This is a genomic window from bacterium (assembly GCA_040753085.1).
Taxonomy (GTDB): domain Bacteria; phylum UBA9089; class JASEGY01; order JASEGY01; family JASEGY01; genus JASEGY01.
In genome coordinates, this window is record JBFMHI010000004.1 from 16933 (window position 1) to 33732 (window position 16800).

Here is a 16800-nt window from a genome sequence, read left to right on the forward strand (position 1 = left end):
GATGAAAATAGGCAAGATAAAGCAGGTTATGGGGCCGGTAGTAGATGTTGGCTTTGAGACAGAGGATCTTCCGCCAATTTACAATGCCTTAACCATCGACGGCAAGGGGGGAGAGGTGCTTACCTTGGAAGTTGCCCAGCACCTGGGTGATAATACGGTCAGGACTATTTCTATGTCCGCTACGGATGGACTTAAACGGGGCATTGAGGTAAAAGACACGGGCGGGCCGATTACTACGCCGGTGGGTGAGGCCACCTTGGGTCGATTGATCGGGGTTGTTGGAAACCCGATAGATGGCCTGGGGCCTATCGAATCAGATCAGAGAAGACCTATCCACCATGCCTGTCCGACTTTTCCTGAACAGGAGACGGTTAAGGAGATGTTTGAGACCGGACTCAAGTCAGTGGACCTTTTGGCCCCTTTCTCCAAAGGAGGCAAGATCGGGCTTTTCGGAGGCGCCGGGGTAGGCAAGACCGTTCTGGTTATGGAGCTTATTAGAAATATTGCGATAGAACACGGCGGACGCTCGGTCTTCGCCGGCGTAGGGGAGCGAACCAGAGAGGGAAACGACCTCTGGCTGGAGATGAAAGAATCAGGGGTGATAGAAAAGACGGCCCTGGTTTATGGTCAGATGCAGGAGCCGCCAGGGGCAAGATTCAGGGTTGGTCTGACCGGGCTGACTGTGGCTGAATATTTCCGTGAAGAAGAAGGGGCGGATGTGCTTCTCTTTATTGATAATATCTTTAGATTTGTTCAAGCCGGTTCAGAGGTCTCGGCTCTCTTAGGCCGAATGCCCTCGGCCGTTGGTTATCAACCTACCCTGGGGACTGATATGGGCGAGCTTCAGGAACGGATTACTTCCACCAAACGCGGCTCTATTACCTCGGTTCAGGCCATCTATGTTCCGGCTGATGACCTGACTGACCCGGCCCCGGCTACTACCTTTGCCCATCTTGATGCGACTATTGTCCTCTCACGCCAGATTTCAGAACTGGGGATCTATCCGGCCGTTGATCCCTTAGATTCCACCTCCAGAATCCTCGACCCGAGGATTTTAAGCCAGGAACATTACGATGTGGCCAGATCCGTGCAAAGAATACTTCAGAGATACAAAGAGCTTCAAGATATTATTGCCATTTTAGGTATGGAAGAACTATCCGAAGAGGATAAGACCATTGTCTATCGGGCCCGAAAGATTCAGAAATTTCTTTCCCAGCCCTTTTTTGTGGCCGAGATTTTCACGGGCACCCCTGGTAAATATGTTCATAAAGAGGATACTATTCGAAGTTTTAAAGAGATAGTCGAAGGTAAATACGATGGTGTCTCTGAACAGGCCTTTTATATGGTGGGCACCATTGAGGAGGCCTTAGAAAAGGCAGAGAAGATTGAGGCGGAGGTTAAGGGATGAAGGTTAGTGTAACTACTCCGGAGGGTGTAGCGCTGGAAAAGGACCAGGTGGATATGGTGGTGGCTCGGGGAGAAGAGGGAGAGTTAGGTATCCTTCGCCGGCACACCCCGCTTATCTCTAATTTAGTTAAAGGTGAACTTCGGATTAGAAAGGGCCAGGACACGGCATATCTGGATATTGGCGGAGGCCTGATCGAGGTTCTTGAAAATCGAGTGACTATCCTGGCTGATACAGCCGAAGTAATTAACAATTGATAATTGGTAATTACTCAGCCACAAGGATACGAAGGCACGTAACTACTCAAAACTAAGTTAAGCAGTTAGTTGGGAGACAAAGCGAAATTCCCTCTAAAAATTTCCCCTCAACTTTCATTACCCCCTGAACGGTTACTTGAATTAAATGAAGGGTGAATTCCAATGATCGATATTTTGAAGCCAATGATGTGGTTCTTAAATTCCCAAAGCAACTAGTTTCTTCCAGGTACGTCCAAAATTTCCTCGAAAGACTGCGGTTGGAAACCAGAAAAACAGGTTTGGGAATTATCCGAGGAAATAAAAGACGAGTGGTGGCAGAAAAACAAAAAGGAGGCAAAGTGAACCACCTCAAATTCTTTCTTATGGTGATAGTTTTGCTTTCTGTCTCTTGCAGCATGCACCGAAAAGGGGGAATTTCTCCCTCTGACGAAGACCGGGTAAAGGCTTACACTCACTACAGTCAGGGAGTGATCTTTGAACAAAATGGTAAGATAGATGAGGCCATAGCCGAATATACGAAAGCCGTCGGCTTTGATCCGAAATCAGCCGAAATACAAATAGCCATAGCCGAGGCCCTCCTGAAGAAGGGAGACAAAAAAGGGGCGGAAGGGTACGCTAAAGCCACCCTTAAGCTTGACCCTCAAAATGTGCCGGCCCATCTTCTCCTTGGAAAGATATACTTAAATGAGCGAACCATTGACCAGGCCATCCATGAATTGGAGATAGTGACTGATCTGGATCCTGATCATGCGGAAGCTGCCTATTTACTTGCCTCCATTTATACTACTCAAGAAGATTACCCTCGAGCCATTGAGAACTATAAACGGGTAATTCAACTTAGACCTCACTATCTTCCTTCTTACTATGATCTGGCCGATGTATATGTATCCGCCGGCCAGTTGGACGAAGCCATTGCCATTTACGAAGAGATCAGAGAGCAGGCGCCTGATGATGTCAGACCGGTTTTAGGGCTGGGAGCTATCTACGAGTCCCAAGGGCAGACGAAAAAAGCAGAGGAGATATACCAGCGGGCCTTTTCCCTTTTTCCTGACGAAGATACTATCCTCAGAAAAAGTTTGATCAGACTTTATCTGGGGGAAGAGCGGTTGGATGAGGCTATCTTGCAACTTAAAGATATCCTCAAAATTGCCCCGCAGGACGCCGAAAGCCACTTCCTTTTAGGGAGTATCTACGAGGAAAAGGAGGCATATGATTTAGCCATTGCCTCCTTAAAAGAGGCGCTGGCTATAGACCCGCGATATATTGACGCTTACATCCATTTGGGTTATATCTATGGGCTTCAAGATAAGTATGATCAGGTGGTCGAGGCCCTCTCGCCAGCGGCTAGACTCAGGCTCCCAGACCCGAATATCTATCTCCTCCTGGGAATGGCCTATGAGGCCAAGAAAGAATATAACCAGGCCATTGTGTCTTATCAGGGGGCTATTGAGCTTGATCCTGAAAATGAAATGGCCCATTATCAAATGGGAATAGCCTACGAGAGGTCAGGGCGGATAGAGGAAGCCGCCACCCATTTTTATCAGACCATTAAGCTTAACCCCGAGTTGGCTGATGCTTATAATTATATGGGCTATATGTATGCTGATGCCGGGATCAAATTAGACGAGGCAGAGAAACTAATCAGAAAGGCCCTTAAACTGGATCCGGACAATGGGGCTTACGTAGACTCGTTAGGTTGGGTTTACTATCAGCGGGGTGACTACGATAAGGCCCTGACGAAATTGCTCCAGGCGGCTGGACTCCTGGAAGATCCTGTTATTCTGGAACATATAGGGGATGCTTATAAGGCAAAGGGTGATAAGGAAAAGGCCCTCTCTTACTGGGAAAAGTCAAAGGAGGCCGGTAATAAAGATGAAAAGTTTCTGGAGAAGCTGAGGAAAACGAAGGAAGAATGAATCGCGAATCTCGAATTGCGAATTGCGAATCGTGAATTGTGAATTGCGAATCGCGAATCGCGATTGAAAAAAGGATGGATCAAGAAGAGCTTCGAAGACGAACCAAGAGATTTGCCTTACGGATTATAAAATTAGTTACAGTTTTACCAAAAACAAGGGAGGCAGATGTAGTTGGGAGGCAAGTTTTAAAATGTGGGACTTCAGTGGGCGCAAATTATCGTGAGGCTACACGAGCCCGATCAAAGGCAGATTTTATCTCCAAGATAGGAATTGTTGAACAAGAGGCAGATGAAACCTTATACTGGTTGGAATTATTAGCGGAGTCTAATATTATGGATCCAACAAGGTTAGATGCCCTCATTACAGAAGCCAGAGAATTATTAGCAATCTTTGTTTCCTCAGGCAAGACTGCTAAGAAAGAAAGATAGAATCGCGAATCGCGATTAAAAAGTAGATTCGCAATTCGCGATTCGCGATTGAAAGGAGGAGGTAATGACTACTATTGTCGATGTTCACGCCAGGGAGATTCTGGATTCCAGGGGGAATCCCACGGTAGAGGTAGAAGTAGGATTAGAAGATGGAACTATTGGGGTGGCGGCGATTCCTTCCGGGGCTTCAACCGGGGCCTATGAAGCCGTGGAATTGCGGGATAACGATCCTAATCGCTATCTGGGTAAGGGAGTTTTAAAGGCAGTTGAGGCAGTCAATGGTGTTATTGCCGATAAATTGCTTGAGGAAGAAGTGGAGGCTGAGGAACAGGTCTTTATCGATCAACTTCTTTGTGACTTAGACGGCACAGAGAATAAAGAAAGATTGGGGGCAAATGCTATTCTGGGGGTTTCTTTAGCCTGTGCCAAGGCAGCCGCAGAGAGCCTAGGGCTTCCCCTTTACAGATATATTGGGGGAGTAATGGCCAGGGAGCTTCCCTTGCCTTTGATGAATATCCTTAACGGCGGTAAACATGCGGATAATTCCGTTGATATCCAGGAATTTATGATTGCGCCTAAAGGGGCGGCCAGTTTTCGGGAAGCCCTTCGAATCGGTGCGGAGGTGTTCCATCACTTGAAAGGCATTTTAAAGAAAAGAGGGATGTCTACGGCCGTAGGGGATGAAGGTGGGTTTGCCCCGGATTTGAGGTCTAGCGAGGAGGCTTTAGACGTGATCATGAAGGCTATCGTGGCCGCTGGCTACACGCCGGGCGAGGATGTCCTCCTGGCCCTTGACGTGGCGGCGACCGAACTTTTGATGGCTGAAGGATACGAATTTAAGGGTGAAGGCCGGGTCAGAACAACTGAAGAATTAATTGATTACTATACCTATCTCATAGATAAATATCCTATTATGTCTATTGAAGATGGGCTGGCTGAGGATGACTGGGCCGGTTGGAAGGCCTTGACTCAACGTTTAGGAGAGAGGGTCCAATTGGTGGGCGATGATCTCTTTGTGACTAACACTGTCCGGTTAGCCCGGGGGATTGAGGAGAGGGTAGCCAATTCCATTTTGATTAAGGTCAATCAGATCGGCACCTTGACCGAGACCCTGGAAGCCATTGAAATGGCTAAAACTGCCGGTTATTCTTGTATCATCTCCCACCGTTCAGGTGAAACCGAAGATACTACTATTGCTGATATTGCGGTGGCCAGCAACTGTGGGCAAATAAAGACCGGCTCTCTTTCTCGAACAGACCGGATCGCCAAGTATAACAGGCTCTTGAGAATAGAGGAGGAGTTAGGTGAGACGGCCCGGTTTATGGGGGAAGAGATTATGGGAGAAGAGGTAGGTGAGGAGATCATAAGGCGTGGTGGGCAAGAGTAATCAATGGCGGATGGCCGATTTCGGCTGGCGGAATGAAGAATCCGAATTCCAAAGGCCACCATCCGAAATAAAGTAATGTCAAATAGGATATGAAAAGGGGTTAACCATTCACCTCACCACGGAGACACAGAGACACTGAGAAAAATCTAAAGGACAAATCTCAATTATTTACTCTGTAAGTGCTTTTTCTAAAATCATTCTCCGTGTTTCTGTGTCTCTGTGGTGAACGATTACGAATTCCATTAAGTGGAAGGAAGCTCAACGGGAAGTCAGAAGGCTGCAAATGCGTATCGCAAAGGCTGTGATTGCTTGGGAAGGATCACAGTCGGGCTGTCCCACAAGGGCCGCCTTTGAGATGCTTGAGCTGTATGGGGGGAAACCTCGCTGACTGCCTAACCTCTCACTCCAGCCGACTGCGCTCCGCTCGGTCACTTCGCTCCCTCGCTCCACGCAGCGGCTGAGCTCGGTGCCGTTAGCCGCCCCGTCGAGATCGTGCGTCTATGTGAGAAAGACGAAACAGCAAAGGAGACCATAATGGTTATCTCTGAGAGGATTCAAGAGTACGTTCAAAGACTACCAGCCTCCTTTCAAGCAGAGGTGCTTGATTTTGTCGAGTATCTTTTAGCAAAGACGGACCGCGAAATACTCCGTCGAGAAGAAAGGGCCTGGTCAGATTTGTCTCTGCAGTCTGCCATGCGTGGAATGGAAGACGAAGCTACGCCGATGTACACTGCTTCCGACTTGAAGGTAGTCTTCGCATGAAACAAGCAGGACAGATTGGACTGTTCCGTTTTCCCCACACTGACTTGGAAGAAGAGAAATTTCGGCCTGCGCTCCTGCTCGGCCGACTTCCAGGTGAATACGACCACTGACTGATATGCATGATTTCTTCGCAGATACGGCACTATGTCTCTGGGTTTGATAAAATCGTCAAAGAAGATGACCCCGATTTTGCCAACAGTGGTTTGAAAGTATCCAGCGTCATTCGGGTTGGTCGTCTTGCTGTGGTTGAAGGTGAGATTCTTCTTGGAGCGATAGGTCAAGTCGCACCCGAGAGACTTCAGCGCATCAAAGGCCGTTTGGCAGAGTGGCTTGTGCGGTCGTAGTGCCAGAATGGCAATTGAGAAAGGCGGGCTAACCCACGCTTGCAGCCGACGTTGCTCCGCTGCGGTCCGCGGCGCGGGTGAAGCGCAGGCCATTGGGTGGCAGTCTGCAACCCAGTAGTGCACAGGATAGTGGAGCTTGAGACATTTTGAGATTATCGGCGAGATTACCGATATCGAAACAATAGCTGTGGGTAGCAGCATTCGTATATTGCCTTTGCTGCAAGAACAGTATGGTTCTGGTCGTTGGCGGAAGCTAAAAGGGATTGCCACAGTGCACTTGCCCAACGATACGGTACGGCTCGCCGAAATTCACTGGTTTGAGGCTCATGGTATCGGTAAAAGGAAAATGAGAATCAAACGCTTCTTGGATTAGGATGATGATCGAGTCCCCACAACCCCGTCCACAATTTGCCATCTGCATCCATAGCGATGATCCGGATTTGCTCACGCCGCGCATGATCTATGAAGTCTTGCCCGACGAGAGTGCCGCGCGATCACATTATGTGCGAGTGATCGATAACGAGGGCGAAGATTACCTCTATCCGGCGGACTACTTTGTGTTTGTAGATTTTTCGCCCCCGATCCAGGAGATCTTATTGCGCACATCAGTGTAAGGTTGCGTGGGTTTGATCTTGCCAAGATTGAGGATATTGTGAGACATTCCTCTGAACATTACTTCGATACAGCAACCGGTCGCTTGGTCGCGGTTGGACGCCAGGATAAGGTGCTGGTCATGATACCGTATGAGACAGACGAAGATTCAATAACACCCATCACCATCCATGCCACAACACGTCAGCAGATCAATATCGTGGTCGTTATTATGACCACCAAACATATATTATACGAGGGAGGTAAGCTATGAGTATTCGAGTAGCTATTAATGGCTTTGGCCGTATTGGCCGGAGTTGTCTGAAGGCCGGTCTGGATAGATCAGGGATTGAGTGGGTAGCCATCAATGACCTGACTGATCCTAAGACCTTAGCGCATTTATTGAAATACGATTCTGTCCAGGGGGTATTTGATCGGAAGGTCTCGGCCGCTGAAAATGGAATCAGCGTGGATGGTCGGGAGATAAGAGTTATGGCTAAACGAGACCCCTCAGAACTGCCGTGGAAAGAGTTGGGGGTGGATATGGTCATTGAAGCCACCGGCATCTTCAGAAGCAGAGAGAAGGTTGAGCCTCACTTCAAGGCTGGGGCTAAACGGGTTATTATCACGGCGCCGGCCAAAGGAGAAGATATTACCATTGTTCTTGGTGTAAACGAAGCTAATTATGATCCAAAGAAGCATTTTATTATCTCCAATGCCTCCTGCACCACCAACTGTCTGGCGCCGGTGGTTAAAGTGCTCCTGGATAAATTTGGAGTAAAACGGGGTCTTATGACCACCATTCATTCTTATACCAACGACCAGATGGTGCTGGATTTACCCCATAAGGACCTCAGGCGGGCCAGGGCAGCGGCCCTGTCAATGATCCCCACCACCACCGGGGCAGCCAAAGCCGTGACTCTGGTTATACCCGAACTCAAAGGCAAGTTAGACGGTATGGCCATCAGGGTGCCTACCCCTAATGTCTCGGTAGTTGATCTTACGGCGGAGTTAGGGAGGGATGTGACGGTAGAGGAAGTAAACGCTGCCTTTATAGAAGCAGAGGCCGGGCCCCTGGGTCGTTACTTAGAGTATACTGATCAACCCCTGGTTTCCTGCGACTTTAATAAAAATCCGAAATCGGCTGTAGTTGATGGACTTTTAACCTCAGTCATCGAAGGCAATCTAATTAAGGTCCTGGCCTGGTATGACAATGAGTGGGGTTACTCCAATCGAGTGGTGGACCTAATCGAATACATAAGAGATTGCGAATTGTAGAGGGCGGATGGCGGAATGAAAAATCCAGGAAAAAATTAATTCCTGGCAATCGGTGGAATCTGTGTTCATTTTTGGGTGCGGCTTAAATAAATACGAAGACGTAAGATTTTACCCCAAAATGATCGATGGTGAACCGTCCCAAAAATCCGAAATCCGAAATAAGGAGGGAAACGGTGTTTAATAAGCTGACAGTAGAAGATATTGATCTGGCGGGGAAAAAGGTTCTGATGAGGGTAGATTTTAATGTCCCACTCCAGCAAGGTCAGGTAGTGGATGATTACAAAATCAAGGCTGCCCTGCCCACGATAAATTATTGTCTTCAGCAAGGGGCGAGTCTTATCCTTATGTCGCATCTTGGCAGGCCAAAGGGGAGGGAGTGTGACAAATACAGTCTGATGCCGGCCGCCAAGCGATTGGGAGAACTGCTTAATCAAGAAGTACTTATGATTAGTGACTGTGTGGGAGAAGAGGCCAGACGCGAATTGGAGGAAATGGCGCCCGGAGGTGTGGCTTTATTGGAGAACCTGAGATTCTATGAGGAAGAAGAGAAGAATGATCCGGCTTTCTCGCAAGAGTTGGCTGCCCTGGCTGATCTCTATGTCAACGATGCCTTTGGCACGGCTCATCGCGCCCATGCCTCGACGGTTGGGGTGACCAAATATTTTGCCCAGGCGGCCGCCGGCTTCCTGATGAAAAGTGAGTTTGAGCATATGGAAACGGTCAGAACCGACCCTGAAAGGCCCCTGGTGGCTATTATTGGGGGAGCCAAAATCTCAACCAAACTGAAGGAGATTAAAATCCTCCTGACCAAGGTTGATACGCTGCTTTTAGGTGGAGGGATGAGTTTCACCTTTTTAAAGGCCCAAGGGATGCCGGTAGGTAATTCCCTGGTGGAGGAAGACATGATCGAAGAAGCCGGGCTTATTCTGGAACAGGCCAAAGAGAGGGGGGTTCCTCTGGTGTTTCCCTTTGATTCTGTTATTGTTAGAAGTATCGATTCCCCGGCTGAACGGCGAATTGTGCCTGAGGATGGAATCCTTGAGGGCTGGATAGGGGTGGATATTGGTCCGGTCACTATAACCGAATTTGGACAAGTAATCCAGGAGGCCAGAACCATTATCTGGAATGGCCCGGTCGGGATTTTTGAGGTGCCTGAATTTGCCCGGGGAACCGAAGAGATAGCCAGACTGGTAGCCAATTGTTCAGCCAAGAGTATCGTAGGTGGCGGAGAGTCTGCCGCGGCTATTATTAAACTGGGTCTCCAGGATAAGATCAGCCATATCTCTACTGGAGGCGGGGCTTCGCTGGAATTTTTAGAAGGAAAGGAATTGCCGGGCATTACTGCTTTGACGGATAAGTAGTTAGTAGACAGGAGGCATTTAACCTGATCCTGGCCAAGGTCAGGGAGGGTAACTATTCGTTGCTATTTTCTCCAGTGCACAGAGAGGAGGTTGCCGCCATACAATGCGAAGACCTATTATGGCCGCTAATTGGAAGATGAACAAGATCAGGCCTGAGGCCGTGGAATTGGCGGAGGGCTTGGTGAAACAGCTTAAGGATGTCTCAGAGGTGGAGATAGTTCTGTGCCCTCCCTTTACTGCCCTCGGTGAAGTAGCTGACGTTATTGAGGGAAGCCGCCTGGCCCTGGGGGCACAGAATATGTATTATCAACCTGCCGGGGCTTATACCGGCGAGGTGTCCGGAGCGATGTTGGTTGATCTGGGATGTCAATATGTTATTATTGGCCATTCGGAGAGGAGAGAATATTTCCATGAGGATAACGAGCTCATTAATTTAAAGGTGAAAGCCGCCTTGGGGTGCGGCCTTTCTCCCATCCTTTGTGTGGGCGAAAGATTGTTTGAACGCCAAGCCGGAAAAGCCGAAGAGGTGGTTTATGAACACCTTACCGCCGGGCTGAAAGGCATTACCCGCCAAGAGATGCTTAAGGTAGTTATCGCCTACGAGCCGGTCTGGGCGATTGGAACAGGCCAGACGGCCACTCCCAAAGACGCTGAGACGATGCATCTCTTTATTCGAAAGACGTTGACTCAGATGTATGATCAGAAGTTAGCTCAAGCGGTCCGTATTCAGTACGGCGGTAGTGTCAAACCGGAGAACATCGAGGCCTTGATGGCTGAGCCGGATATAGATGGCGCCCTGGTTGGTGGCGCCAGTTTAGAGATAGATTCCTTTAGCCGGATTGTTAGATTCAATGTCCTTGCCTAACAGACCGTTGAGCAGATTCTCGACGCTCATCCCCGGTTGATCCGCCAAATGATTCAGGCAGCGCTGGCGTTTGCTGCCGAGGCTTTGCGATCCGACGGCGCTATTCGCATTCGCCGATGGAGAAGTTCATAATTTGATCGACATTCACGCGCACATCCTCCCTGGCCTTGATGATGGGGTAAGATCCATTGATGAGGCCGTAGAGATAATTAAACAGGCAGAAAGGGGTGGCATAAAAATTATCGTGGCCACCCCTCATCTTATCTGGGGCACAGCTTATGCCCCTAGCCGGGAGACAATAGAAAAAGGGATGAAAGAACTCCAAAGCAGATTATCCCCTGCTTGCAGGCATGTTACTTTCCTGTCCGGAGCCGAACTCTATCTGGACGGCACTCAGGATATCAACCGAATTTTAAAGGAAGACCCGATTACCCTCAATAATCAAAACTACCTTTTGATTGAATTTCCCCTCCACCAGGTTCCCCCTAATACCAGGGAGATTGTAACCGCTTTTCTCAACGAAGGTATTATCCCCATTATTGCCCATCCCGAAAGAAATAAGGATATTCTGGACAAGCCTAATCTGCTCTTTGAATTGATCGAACAAGGGGCTGTTTCTCAATTAGATGGCGGCAGCCTCCTGGGCCACCATGGACGCCGGGCTAAAAAATGGGCGGAGATATTTCTGGTTCATCATCTGGTGCAGGTTATTGCTTCTGACGTCCATTTCTTCCTGCCCGGAGATGTGCCTTATCTTTATCTGGCCTATGAACGAGCGGTTGATCTTATCGGTGAAAGGGCGGCCAAAATCAAGGTTATTACCAACCCCAAGCGGATTATCGAGGGAAAAGAGATCCGCCATCTCCCACCGCCCATCCCTTATGAGGAAGAAGACATATCCGGGATCTGATGAGAAAATAATTGTTGACAGGATTACTCGGCTAAGTTAAACTAAAGGAGAGAGGTAACTATTCAGGTAGATAGGCTGAAGGCGTTTAGGCTGAAGGTGGAAGGCTTTTAGGGACAGCCTTCAGTCTTCAGTCTTCAGCCTATCTACCTGAGTAACTACAGAGAGGTAATCAGTAATATGAACAAAAAGGCGGTAGCTTTATTATCCGGCGGACTTGACTCAACCTTAGCGGTCAAGGTTTTATTAGATCAGGGGATAGAAGTTACCGCTTTAAACTTCCTCAGTCCTTTTTGTCGATGCAATAGTAAAACCGGCTGCCGGCTTGAATCAAGGAAGGTGGCGGAGAAACTTGGCATAGAGCTAAAAGTAACCGGACTGGGCAAAGATTACCTGGAAATAGTCAAAAGCCCTCCGCACGGCTATGGCAAGAACATGAACCCGTGTATTGACTGCCGGATTCTGATGCTTAAGAAGGCCAAAGAATATATGGAAGAAAGCGGGGCTTCTTTCCTTATTACGGGTGAGGTGCTGGGGCAGCGACCTATGTCGCAACATAAACAGGCCATGCGCCTCATTGAGCGGGAAGCAGGGATAGAAGGACTTATCCTGCGGCCATTATCAGCCAAACTTCTTGAGCCTACGACGATGGAAAAGCTGGGCCTGATTGACCGACAGAAGCTATTGGACATTAGCGGCCGATCACGAAAGCCACAGATGCAGCTTGCCATAGATTACGGCCTCAAGGACTACCCCTGTCCGGCAGGCGGCTGCCTGCTAACTGATCCTGGCTTTGCTAAAAGGCTTAAGGATCACCTGAAATATTCGGATGAACTTTCCTTTAATGATGTTGAACTGCTCAAAATAGGCCGCCACTTCAGACCTTCAAACTCAACCAAGATTATTGTGGGTCGAAATAAGGAAGAGAATGATCGACTATTGCAACTGGTCAGGGGAGAAGATGTAATCTTTAAAGTAGCGGATTATGTCGGTCCATTGGTGATTAGCCGGGGCAGGGTCAATGGAGAAATAATTCCGCTGGCGGCTGGAATAACAGTCCGCTACAGTGATGCCCCGGCCGAGATACCGATAACGGTTTCTTATCAGAGGGGTGAAGAGAAATACTCCATAGAAGAGACGGCCATAGAGGATAGTCAGTTGGAAGTCTTGAGGATATAACATCAACTGATTAGATGGGAGGATAATCCTTTAATCTTTGTGTCTTAGTGTCTTTGTGGCTAAATACTTACATCTACGAAACCAATCTGTGAAATCTGTGGTTTCGTTAGGCCCATGAACGGTTACCATATATCTAACCAACGATAATGTCATCTAATGGTCGTTTTGGCACGTGGTGAATACCTTCACTGTCGCGCCAATACTTAATGTCTCCAGTAGGGCCGGCTGTCTCGATTACTACTTCCTCCCTGGGCCGGCCAAGAGCCAGGACAAGAAGTATCTCATAACTGGATGGTATCTCTAAGGTCTTCCGAAGCTCCTGCCTTTGGATTGAACCGATCATACAGCCCCCTAACCCCTTCTCTGTCGCACCCAGGAGAATATTTTGAGCGGCTATTCCATAGTCACAGCTGAAAGACTGACTTATCTCTGTGTCCCCAAGAATGATGATGTAAGCCGATGGTTTTTCTCCATCACACGGACCGGGCCAGTCTTTGAGATAACCGGCCCAGGCCAGGTGGGGAAATATCAAGGCATTTTTTTGAGGATCACAAGAAAGGATATATTTTAGCGGCTGTTTATTGGCCGATGAGGCAGAAAGTCTGGCCAGGTCAACAAGCTCTCTTAGCGTCTCAGGTTCTACGGCCTCCTCCTGATAGAATCGCCGATAGCTCCTATTCTTTAGGATTAAATCCCTTATCATTTCAACCTCCTTATCCCGTCTAATCATATCAGCCGGCTCATCTTTTATTGGTTTTCACATAAGTTTGTGACCGGGTTGAGGATAAAGGGATTATCTCTCCGCTCTCTCCCAATGGTTGAAGACCCACCATGTCCTGGATAGATTACGGTTTCGTCCGGAAAGATAAGAAGGCGATTTTTTATGCTGGAGATGAGTGTTTGGTAAGAACCACCAGGCAGGTCTGTTCGGCCAATTCCAGAGGCAAAGAGGGTATCACCCGTGAAGAGAGATTGATTTACCTTCAGAGTTATCCCCCCTTCAGTATGTCCTGGCGTGTAAATAACCTCTATCTTCAGCTCGCCTAACCAGATAATATCTCCATCTTCCAGTATTCTGTCCGCTGGAGGCGAGACGATTTCCCAGCCAAAGGTAGAGGAAAGATTGAGATAAGGCTCATTCAGCTTAGGGGCATCGGCTCGATGGATAAGGATTTTAGCTCCCGTGGCAGAAGCCACAGCAGAATTGGCCCCAATATGATCACCATGTCCATGGGTGTTAATGATGTAAACCAATTTAGCCTTTGAGTCTTGTTGGGCTTTCAGGATTCTGTCTGCATCATCTCCTGGATCGATCACTACCGCCTGTCCGGTAGCCCTGTCTGCCAGGAGATAGCAGTTAGTCTCCAGGTCACCTACGGTTAAGATCTTAAGTTCCATAACGATTGTTTTACGAAGGGTAATACCCTCTGAAATTTGACGTTAGTAGCAGGCTGGCTTGAACTTCCATAAACAATTTAATATAACATAATTCAGGAGCTAATGTCAAGCAGAAAATTAAATTTTCGCAATACCGCCAAAGCCACCCTGGCAACTTGGCAGAGTAATTTCTGAGCGACTTTTGCGGTATTGTCAAAAAAGTATTGACACGATAAAATAGAAGGTGTAAAATGACAGCCAGCGTTCAGCCATCAGCCTTAAAAGCCTTCCGCCTTCAGTCTATTCACCTAAGAAGACATACATACCTTGGAGTGGTTAAAAGTAGGGGGAAGGCAAGCCAAATTTACATACCTACCTAAAAATATAAGAAATTAAGAAAAGCTTAGGCAAAAACTTTTGAGAGTACGAAGATGCGTGAGGGGAGGAATGACGGAATTTATTCTGCCTGAAGAGATAAAATAGGTGCCTGTAGAAGAGGCTAAGCTCTATGAGCTTATTATTATTGGAGCTGGTCCGGCAGGGATGACGGCGGCGGTAGGAGGCGTCTTTATTGAGATTGGACTTATGCCTAACACTGAATTTGTCGGGGATGTGGTTGAGCTTAATCATGACCGGGAGATAGTGGTAGATTGCGGCTGCAGGACAAGTGTTCCCGGAATATTTGCGGCAGGTGATGTCACCACTGTGCCGGAAAAACAGATTATTGTAGCAGCCGGGGAAGGAGCCAAGGCGATTCTTGGCGCCTATCGCTATCTGCTGAAGAAAACAGAGGACAGATGACAGAGGACAGAAGACAGAGGACAGACGAACAAAAGATTAGTGCCGAGACACATTTTACCGGAATACCGATAAGCGGGGGTATAGTCGTGGCCAGGGTGTGCCTTTTTAATGAAAGGCGGCACAGCAAGTTGCCTCTTTATAAAGTAACCGGCAAGGGACAGAATCGGGAGAAGGCCCGGCTCAAACGGGCTGTTAAAATCGCAGCCGATAGGCTCGAAGCTTTAAAGAAAGATGTGGCCGAGCGTATTGGTTCATCCGAGGCGAAAATCTTTGCTGCCCAGAAAATGATCCTGCTGGACAAGGGTGTTAACCGGGAAATGATGGAGGCCATTGAAAATAAGGATCTTAATGCCGAGACGGCAGTAGCAACCACCTTGGAGGCCTATGAAACGCGATTGCTCAGTGTGGACAACGAATATATCAAAAATGATGCCTCAGATATCGGGGAGATTAAGCGTAGGTTATTAGACGTCTTAAGAAATATGAACCCGTCCTTTCAGTGTGCCGGTCAAGAACACTGTCAGCGCGGCCGGAACCGTATTGTGGTTGCGGAGGAACTCACGCCCAGCCTCACTTTGGAATTGAATACCGGACAAATCAAGGGATTTGTGACAGAGCGCGGAGGCAAGGCTTCTCATGCGGCCATCCTGGCCAGAGCACTAGGCATCCCTGCAGTAAGCGGTCTCAAGAATATCCACAGCCTCCTCGATTGTGGAACCGAAGTCCTGATTAATGGCGAGACAGGAGAAGTTGTTATTTGGCCCGGCGAGGAAACCATCTCTAAAATACCTTCGCTGCAGCGCATCGAAGTCCGGAGGTCACAGATTGTCGAGCCTGTGGCAGGGTTTAAGGTAATGGCTAATATCAGCCTTTCGTCGGATGTGGTTGAGGCAAAGGATATGCAGACCGAGGGAATCGGCTTGTATCGGACGGAGTTTGAATTTATGTCCAGTGAAAAAATCCGGGACGGTTCAAAATAGTCCATTTTCTTGTGAAACCTTGCGACCTGTAGTGAGCTTTTAGCCCCGTAGGGGCGTATTTATAGCAAGATGCCAACCCTTACATCTCAAGCCCCGTAGGGGCGACATATGTAAAAACATATCGCTTCTACGGAGCTTTAACCTTTAACAACATGGTTGTGCCTGGGGAACTATAAATATTCCGCCCCGCTGGGGCTATTGTCGATAATTTTTAGTCGCAAGCTTTCACAGTAAGGTGAACCGTCCCAAAAATCCTAAAAGAAGACGAGCAATTTGAACGCTATACTGCCGTGCTAAAGGCCATGGACGGGAAGCCGGTTAATTTTAGACTTCTGGATATAGGAAGCGATAAGTCTCTCTCTTTTTTGGATATGCCGCGGGAAGAAAATCCATCCCTGGGTTGCCGGGGAGCGCGCTTTCTTTTGGAAAGGCCGGACCTTTTAAAAACTCAGGCGCGGGCTTTGGCCAGGGCCTCTCTCCATGGTCCCGTTAATGTAATGTATCCTATGATTACAGATATTGAACAGTTCCGTAAGCTAAAGAACATGTTTAATGAGGCCATAGCCGATTTAGCCGGGGGAGAGATAAATCACGGCCTTATGTTTGAAGTGGTTTCAGCCGCCTTACAGGCACGGGAAATTTTAAAAATAGCCGATTTTGGGAGCATCGGAAGCAACGATCTTATTCAGTATCTGTTTGCGGTGGATCGTGATAATGAGCGGGTTGCCTATGACTATGACCCTAACAGAGATGTTTTCTGGTCATTGATAGGTGAGATAGCCAGAGCCGCATCTGAAATGGGGAAACCTCTGTCGATCTGCGGAGAATTGGCTGGAGAGCCTAAATACATTCCAAAGCTTATTGAGCTTGGGATGCGAATAGTCAGCGTCAGCCCACGACTTATCCCGAAAGTGCGGATGGCGGCAAAGCAATCGCTTGGGGCAAAGAAGGAGTAATGTAAG

The 16800-nt window shown here is 48.2% G+C and carries 18 protein-coding genes; 16 read left to right on the plus strand and 2 right to left on the minus strand.

Features of this window, described 5'->3' with window-relative positions; translation table 11 throughout:
- The first annotated feature begins 1 nt into the window (after window position 1).
- From atpD to AB1797_01170, 13 genes are all read left to right on the plus strand, one after another.
- Window positions 2-1408, plus strand: a complete 1407-nt coding sequence (gene atpD, locus AB1797_01110; GenBank protein MEW5766209.1) for a F0F1 ATP synthase subunit beta — start codon at window positions 2-4, stop codon at window positions 1406-1408.
- On the plus strand, window positions 1405-1662 hold the full coding sequence (gene atpC / locus AB1797_01115) for an ATP synthase F1 subunit epsilon (protein ID MEW5766210.1): 258 nt from the start codon (window positions 1405-1407) through the stop codon (window positions 1660-1662). The genes atpD and atpC overlap by 4 nt, the downstream gene beginning before the upstream one ends.
- A 338-nt stretch (window positions 1663-2000) precedes the next feature.
- Window positions 2001-3578: a tetratricopeptide repeat protein gene (locus tag AB1797_01120; GenBank protein MEW5766211.1), complete on the plus strand. Its 1578-nt coding sequence runs from the start codon at window positions 2001-2003 to the stop codon at window positions 3576-3578.
- A 74-nt stretch (window positions 3579-3652) separates the two neighbouring features.
- Window positions 3653-4006, plus strand: coding sequence for a four helix bundle protein (locus AB1797_01125; protein ID MEW5766212.1), 354 nt, complete (start codon window positions 3653-3655; stop codon window positions 4004-4006).
- A 64-nt stretch (window positions 4007-4070) separates the two neighbouring features.
- The gene (gene eno / locus AB1797_01130; GenBank protein ID MEW5766213.1) at window positions 4071-5393 is read left to right on the plus strand and encodes a phosphopyruvate hydratase; all 1323 of its coding nucleotides are present in this window, start codon (window positions 4071-4073) and stop codon (window positions 5391-5393) included.
- Window positions 5394-5927: 534 nt separating this feature from the next.
- Window positions 5928-6155, plus strand: coding sequence for a DUF2281 domain-containing protein (locus tag AB1797_01135; GenBank protein MEW5766214.1), 228 nt, complete (start codon window positions 5928-5930; stop codon window positions 6153-6155).
- 480 nt (window positions 6156-6635) lie between these two features.
- Window positions 6636-6872 (plus strand): hypothetical protein, encoded by a 237-nt coding sequence (locus AB1797_01140; protein MEW5766215.1) that lies wholly within the window; start codon window positions 6636-6638, stop codon window positions 6870-6872.
- 1 nt (window position 6873) lies between these two features.
- Window positions 6874-7113, plus strand: coding sequence for a hypothetical protein (locus AB1797_01145; GenBank protein MEW5766216.1), 240 nt, complete (start codon window positions 6874-6876; stop codon window positions 7111-7113).
- 247 nt (window positions 7114-7360) lie between these two features.
- Entirely contained in the window at window positions 7361-8368 is a 1008-nt protein-coding gene (gene gap / locus AB1797_01150; protein MEW5766217.1) for a type I glyceraldehyde-3-phosphate dehydrogenase, read from the plus strand.
- A gap of 125 nt (window positions 8369-8493) precedes the next feature.
- Window positions 8494-9729, plus strand: a complete 1236-nt coding sequence (locus tag AB1797_01155; GenBank protein ID MEW5766218.1) for a phosphoglycerate kinase — start codon at window positions 8494-8496, stop codon at window positions 9727-9729.
- A gap of 103 nt (window positions 9730-9832) precedes the next feature.
- Entirely contained in the window at window positions 9833-10594 is a 762-nt protein-coding gene (gene tpiA, locus AB1797_01160; GenBank protein MEW5766219.1) for a triose-phosphate isomerase, read from the plus strand.
- A 133-nt stretch (window positions 10595-10727) separates the two neighbouring features.
- Complete coding sequence (locus tag AB1797_01165; protein ID MEW5766220.1) at window positions 10728-11504, plus strand: CpsB/CapC family capsule biosynthesis tyrosine phosphatase; 777 nt, start codon at window positions 10728-10730, stop codon at window positions 11502-11504.
- Window positions 11505-11681: 177 nt separating this feature from the next.
- Window positions 11682-12680, plus strand: a complete 999-nt coding sequence (locus AB1797_01170; GenBank protein MEW5766221.1) for a hypothetical protein — start codon at window positions 11682-11684, stop codon at window positions 12678-12680.
- Between the two features lie 133 nt (window positions 12681-12813).
- Here the strand turns inward: AB1797_01170 and AB1797_01175 are convergent, their stop codons facing one another.
- Window positions 12814-13383, minus strand: a complete 570-nt coding sequence (locus AB1797_01175; protein MEW5766222.1) for a nitroreductase family protein — start codon at window positions 13381-13383, stop codon at window positions 12814-12816.
- A 44-nt stretch (window positions 13384-13427) separates the two neighbouring features.
- On the minus strand, window positions 13428-14078 hold the full coding sequence (locus AB1797_01180) for an MBL fold metallo-hydrolase (protein ID MEW5766223.1): 651 nt from the start codon (window positions 14076-14078) through the stop codon (window positions 13428-13430).
- A gap of 462 nt (window positions 14079-14540) precedes the next feature.
- Here AB1797_01180 and AB1797_01185 point away from each other — a divergent pair, with 462 nt between their 5' ends.
- The 3 genes from AB1797_01185 (at window position 14541) to AB1797_01195 (ending at window position 16794) form a co-directional block, all read left to right on the plus strand.
- The gene (locus AB1797_01185; protein ID MEW5766224.1) at window positions 14541-14858 is read left to right on the plus strand and encodes an FAD-dependent oxidoreductase; all 318 of its coding nucleotides are present in this window, start codon (window positions 14541-14543) and stop codon (window positions 14856-14858) included.
- The gene (locus tag AB1797_01190; GenBank protein ID MEW5766225.1) at window positions 14855-15838 is read left to right on the plus strand and encodes a phosphoenolpyruvate-utilizing N-terminal domain-containing protein; all 984 of its coding nucleotides are present in this window, start codon (window positions 14855-14857) and stop codon (window positions 15836-15838) included. Before AB1797_01185 ends, AB1797_01190 begins: the two co-directional genes overlap by 4 nt.
- A 251-nt stretch (window positions 15839-16089) precedes the next feature.
- Window positions 16090-16794 (plus strand): putative PEP-binding protein, encoded by a 705-nt coding sequence (locus AB1797_01195; protein ID MEW5766226.1) that lies wholly within the window; start codon window positions 16090-16092, stop codon window positions 16792-16794.
- Window positions 16795-16800: the final 6 nt, after the last annotated feature.

Coding starts and splice junctions, on each gene's coding strand:
- atpD (MEW5766209.1), top strand. CDS start 2: ATGAAAATAGGCAAGATAAAGCAGGTTATGGGGCCGGTAGTAGATGTT.
- atpC (MEW5766210.1), top strand. CDS start 1,405: ATGAAGGTTAGTGTAACTACTCCGGAGGGTGTAGCGCTGGAAAAGGAC.
- AB1797_01125 (MEW5766212.1), top strand. CDS start 3,653: ATGGATCAAGAAGAGCTTCGAAGACGAACCAAGAGATTTGCCTTACGG.
- eno (MEW5766213.1), top strand. CDS start 4,071: ATGACTACTATTGTCGATGTTCACGCCAGGGAGATTCTGGATTCCAGG.
- AB1797_01135 (MEW5766214.1), top strand. CDS start 5,928: ATGGTTATCTCTGAGAGGATTCAAGAGTACGTTCAAAGACTACCAGCC.
- AB1797_01145 (MEW5766216.1), top strand. CDS start 6,874: ATGATGATCGAGTCCCCACAACCCCGTCCACAATTTGCCATCTGCATC.
- gap (MEW5766217.1), top strand. CDS start 7,361: ATGAGTATTCGAGTAGCTATTAATGGCTTTGGCCGTATTGGCCGGAGT.
- AB1797_01155 (MEW5766218.1), top strand. CDS start 8,494: ATGGTGAACCGTCCCAAAAATCCGAAATCCGAAATAAGGAGGGAAACG.
- tpiA (MEW5766219.1), top strand. CDS start 9,833: ATGCGAAGACCTATTATGGCCGCTAATTGGAAGATGAACAAGATCAGG.
- AB1797_01170 (MEW5766221.1), top strand. CDS start 11,682: ATGAACAAAAAGGCGGTAGCTTTATTATCCGGCGGACTTGACTCAACC.
- AB1797_01175 (MEW5766222.1), bottom strand. CDS start 13,383: ATGATAAGGGATTTAATCCTAAAGAATAGGAGCTATCGGCGATTCTAT.
- AB1797_01180 (MEW5766223.1), bottom strand. CDS start 14,078: ATGGAACTTAAGATCTTAACCGTAGGTGACCTGGAGACTAACTGCTAT.
- AB1797_01190 (MEW5766225.1), top strand. CDS start 14,855: ATGACAGAGGACAGAAGACAGAGGACAGACGAACAAAAGATTAGTGCC.